A 4,426-nucleotide genomic window follows, 5' to 3' on the forward strand; every position below is an offset into this window, starting at 1 on the left:
GTCAGCCATCGCAATCGCGGCAACCGTCATCTTCTGGATCAATCAATGAGTCCTGAGCCTAGCTTCCAGACCGACAATTGCCCCGACAAGCAGAGCCGCTGTGCCCCGAATGCTGATGGGCAAAGCGACACCAAAAGAGGAAAGCGCAGAGGCAAGCGCGACGGGAAGATCGATCAACCGGACGAGCGCCCCGAGGGTGTTACTCCCCTGAACCGAACTCCCGACATATTCACCCAGAAGGGCGAAGAGAAAAGCCATGTTGGCATTTCTTGCTTCGTCCAGGTGACCTATCCATGCAATAGGCGGCAACACCGTCATCATCGCTGCAAAAAGTCCGCAGCTGACGGCAATGGTGACAACCGCCTGCAAGACGTTTGCCAGCAGGACCGGCTGGCGCGGTGTCAGGGGATGAGGCTTCATGATGACCTCCCTGAAAGGCGAGACCGGTCACGCAAGATAACGATGAGTGAACTGGCAGGGAGCGGTGTAATGGCGCTCCCTGCCAGATGCCGGTTCAGGTCAGCGAGATCGTGAACATCCATGTGCAGCAGGCCAGCAGCGCCGACGAGAGACAGGCGACTGCTACCCGTCCGGTAGACACAACCGTCCGAGTAACGGTCGAGCCGCAAGCAGCGCGGCCACTCCATTGCATTCCTTGATATCGATCCGCCCGCAGGAGACAGACCGGTCATTGCCACGACCCGATCAAATGAAAGCGCTGCAAGGATTACCGCGGTGGAGATCAATACCGTCGGTGACAGTCGGCGCCCTTTCACCAGTTCGGGTTTTGCAACTGCATCAAACGGAGGGGTTGCTGCCGCTTTTGAAGCGATGGGATAGGGCTTCGGGGCAAGGCCCGCGAACTCGCTGCGCTGTGCCGCAAGAGCTGCAAGCCCCTCGGGGCCGATCATGGCAAGTGCCGAGGGCGGCACGGACGCCAGTTTGTCGAGTGGAAGCATTGCAAGCCGCCGCACAATTTCTGCGCGCCCGTCCTTTCCGTCGCTGATGGCTTTCTGCATAAGATTATCGAACTCGGTCAGCCCTTTTGAATCATGCGTCATCGCCGTGTCCCCTTGCCTGCAAGGACAAAGCCTTGAACGATTGGCTGGCATGCGCGAGGAAAGCCGCGACATCGCCGCGCAGGACCTTTGCCGCTGGACGACTGCGGCCGGTCCATGCCTGGATGTCGGGAATTTCGGCGGCGACCACATCCACGAACCGCTTGCCTGCTGCCTCGAACGGCAGCCACGAGCCCGGCGCGATCGCAGGCAGTTTTACAAGATCGACGGTGCGGCAGATCGGCTCCAGTCCCTCTCGCCAGACCAGATCGGCTGGTGAGCCAGGATAGAATTGGAACGGGCCGTCCCGACCGTTGAGAACAATCCCCCGCGTGACCGATGGCAGCACACGCTCGACGGCCTTGGCCGTGCGCACTGCACCACCCATCGCTTCCGGTTCCGCCGTCGCTGGTACAAGCCATATTGCCGACGCACCGGCTTCTATCAGGTCGGCATCAAGATCGACGAGGCCGCAATACTCTTCAACGAGTACCTGCTGCGGGCCGCCGATATCGACGATCAGCGCCACCCCGTCTTCAAGCGAACGCTCGATCGCCGCATAGAGCGGATCGAAGGCCGTCACGATTGCCGCAGGATCACGCCTCAGGTCATCGAGACGCGCTGGAGCAACGGTTGTAACCCTGTCGCCAAACAGTGCCGGAAGCCTTTTCTGCTCATCGATCTGCACGATCCTGAAGTTGCGACCGTTGATTTCCATGAGATCCGCAACGAGAGCACTGACAAAGCTCTTGCCGACGCCGCCCTTGTCCGAGCCGACAAAGATGACGCGAGGCGTTTTGCGCGGGCTCCCATTAGAAGTCGTTTCCAATTTCGTTGTTTTTCCCATGATTTTACCTTTCCAAAGTGGGGTTGCAAAACCATGGGCCTGATCAGCTCCGCCTTGGTGGCAGCCGGAACAGGCCCATGGGTAGGCATCGACCGGAGCAAGAAGCACTCCGGTCGATGCCGTAGACCTGCTCGTCACTTGGATGCCGGGGCAAACCAGTGCGCGTTGATCTCGGATAGAATGGCGGCTGCGACGGGTACCGGCCACGAGTTGCCGACAAGCTGGTAGCGCTGATTGTTGGTCAGCGGACGGCCGCGATAAGTCACGTCGTCCAGCCACCAGTCCGGGAAGCCCTGTGCCCTCAATACCTCCAGCGGCGTGGGCCGCCGGACCGTAAGTCCCCATTCCGGGAACTCCTGGACCACATAGAAGTCCATTTCGTGGCCCTTCATGCCGGCCCGGTTCAATCCGGACCCGCTTGCCATGATCGTGCCTAACCGCGGCGGGTACAGGACAGAAGAGCTTCCAGGAGGATCGGATCGAGCCCTGTCGCATATCGCTCCGCCCGGTTTAGCACGCCCTGCGCCGCCCGCCGCGAAAGCGAGTAGTTCAGAAGGTGAGGTGCTGGGGGTTCCGCGATATGCGCAAAGGAACAGGCGCTTTCGACGCTGCGGGACGAAGTCCTGCGCGTCGATGACCTGATAACCAAGCGAGTAACCGGCCCGTTCGATTGCGCCTGTGAATTCAGCAAAAGGCTTTCCGCCTTGGACTGTGCGGAACTGGGGCACGTTTTCGATGAGGATGAACCGCGGCGCGACCGTCGCGATGATTTCGCAGACACGGGTCGAGAGGTCCCGCGCGTCTTCGCTGCCGAGCTGCCGGCCGGCGCTGCTGTATGGTTGGCAGGGGATTCCTGTAATGATGAGATCGACTTTTCCATGATAAACCTTCCAATGATTAATTGCGTTGATGTCACCGAGGTTCAGAACCCCAGGAAAGCGGCAGGCCAAAACCGCCGATGCCAGCGGATCGAACTCGGCGACCGCAATCATTTCATGTGAAATTCCGGCATGCAGGAATGCCGCAGCATCCCCCGCAATACCCGTGCAAAGGCTGAGTACCTTCATCGGGCTGCGCATTTTGGTCGTGAGTTCAATCGGCTTTGTCATCGCTTTGCTCCTGTCGTTGGTGACAGGATTAGCGTCTCATGGCCCAAAAAAGCTGATGGGCTAACGACCTTTTTTTCTTCTATCCATCATGATTTTATTGCGTTTTTTCAACTGCGCCAAAGTTGGAGGCCCCATGAACTCGGCCGTAAGCGCCTTGCTTGGCCTCGCGGGAGACCCCGTGACCCCCTTGTTGACTGGCACCTTCTTCGCCTCGTAAATCCTTAGCGCCCTTATCAGGCGCCCCGTAGTTTGAGGTTGGGGTAGATCTTTGTTCACCGTCGGCACGTCGGGATACCCCAAATAGTCCCCTGTCACACGTCGAACAGATTCGTCGCCGGGGCGGTAATCCCCCTCTTTTAGCCGGCGGCGGATTTCATTCATCCAATCTTTTAGGGGATAATAGATATGTGCGTACTGACGGTTCACTCGGCAAACCAGACCGGTTGACTTGTTATCAACCCTTCCCAATGCAAACATTCGGGCGTCCATATATTCAACGCATCCTTGCAGAGTGTTCAGTTGGTGCCGATAAGTCAGACAGGTAGAGAATACGTATTCTGCAAATAAATGCCCTCTATCCTCTTTCTTCGGACCTTTGGACTTGGGGCCAGGGCGCTTGAGCTTCTTGCGTCTGAGGATCGCTCCCTCCTCCCCAAGAGCGTAAATGATCACTTGATCGATGATCTGACGTGCATGACTCATCTTGGACCAGTGCATCTGCCCATTTTCCAATGGCCATATGACATTAAGAACCTCGTTGACCAGTCGCCAGTCCAGAGGCTCAACTATTCCGGAAATCACTTTCTGGTTCCGACCGCCAGCGTCATTGTCTTCCAAATGGAAGGCTCTTTTGATTTTATCGACAACGTTCCGCAACGCCATTTTCATGAGAACGGGCTGTTGCTTCGCCGCAGAAAGCAGATATTGGGATGCCGATTTCCAATGCTCACCCCAAAGGGACTCAAGTCCAGTCCTATCGCGTTTCGCACCGACCATCGTCGGAAGATTCCTGCGGGCATGGCTTGCCCACATTTTCTTAATCGCAAACACTTCCCGATCCGCACCTCCGGCAACGTGAACATTGTAGATGTCGCCGTCTGCAGCAGTCCCCCGAAGTTGCAATCCTGGGTACGGCGTTTTTCCCAGCAATGAATCTTGTGCTTCGCCACTCAGATTGCCGACTTTTCGGCCAAAAGTTTCATGATCGTCGATGTCGAGGCCCGTCAATTGATTGAGCAAATTGCCGCGGGTAACTGAGCCCCTGTGGAGAGCCATCGCAAATCTGAAATTATCAGCCGCATCAACGAGAAACGACGCGAGCGTTGCCGGCTTGTAGCCAAATATCTCGGCATCCCCCGTGATCCCAACTACCAGGCTCTCGAAAGCATCTTCGAGCTGACCTGAGACCCGAG

Annotated in this window: 5 protein-coding genes; all 5 read right to left on the reverse strand. The window is 57.3% G+C overall.

All coding sequences use genetic code 11. From position 1 onward, the window contains the following. Positions 1-42: 42 nt before the first annotated feature. A complete protein-coding gene (locus PZ897_RS05060; protein WP_275750488.1) occupies positions 43-420 on the reverse strand; it encodes a hypothetical protein in 378 nt (125 codons plus the stop codon). Next, the gene (locus PZ897_RS05065) at positions 417-1,061 is read right to left on the reverse strand and encodes a hypothetical protein (protein ID WP_275750489.1); all 645 of its coding nucleotides are present in this window, start codon (positions 1,059-1,061) and stop codon (positions 417-419) included. The genes PZ897_RS05060 and PZ897_RS05065 overlap by 4 nt, the downstream gene beginning before the upstream one ends. After that, the gene (locus PZ897_RS05070; RefSeq protein WP_275750491.1) at positions 1,051-1,887 is read right to left on the reverse strand and encodes a hypothetical protein; all 837 of its coding nucleotides are present in this window, start codon (positions 1,885-1,887) and stop codon (positions 1,051-1,053) included. Before PZ897_RS05070 ends, PZ897_RS05065 begins: the two co-directional genes overlap by 11 nt. Positions 1,888-2,039: 152 nt before the next feature. Continuing rightward, positions 2,040-3,014: a DNA (cytosine-5-)-methyltransferase gene (dcm, locus tag PZ897_RS05075; RefSeq protein ID WP_275750493.1), complete on the reverse strand. Its 975-nt coding sequence runs from the start codon at positions 3,012-3,014 to the stop codon at positions 2,040-2,042. Between the two features lie 60 nt (positions 3,015-3,074). After that, positions 3,075-4,426, reverse strand: a 1,352-nt coding sequence (locus PZ897_RS05080; protein WP_275750495.1) for a hypothetical protein, incomplete at its 5' end; no start/stop codon positions are given.

This window comes from Hoeflea sp. YIM 152468 (genome assembly GCF_029210485.1).
Lineage (GTDB): Bacteria > Pseudomonadota > Alphaproteobacteria > Rhizobiales > Rhizobiaceae > Hoeflea.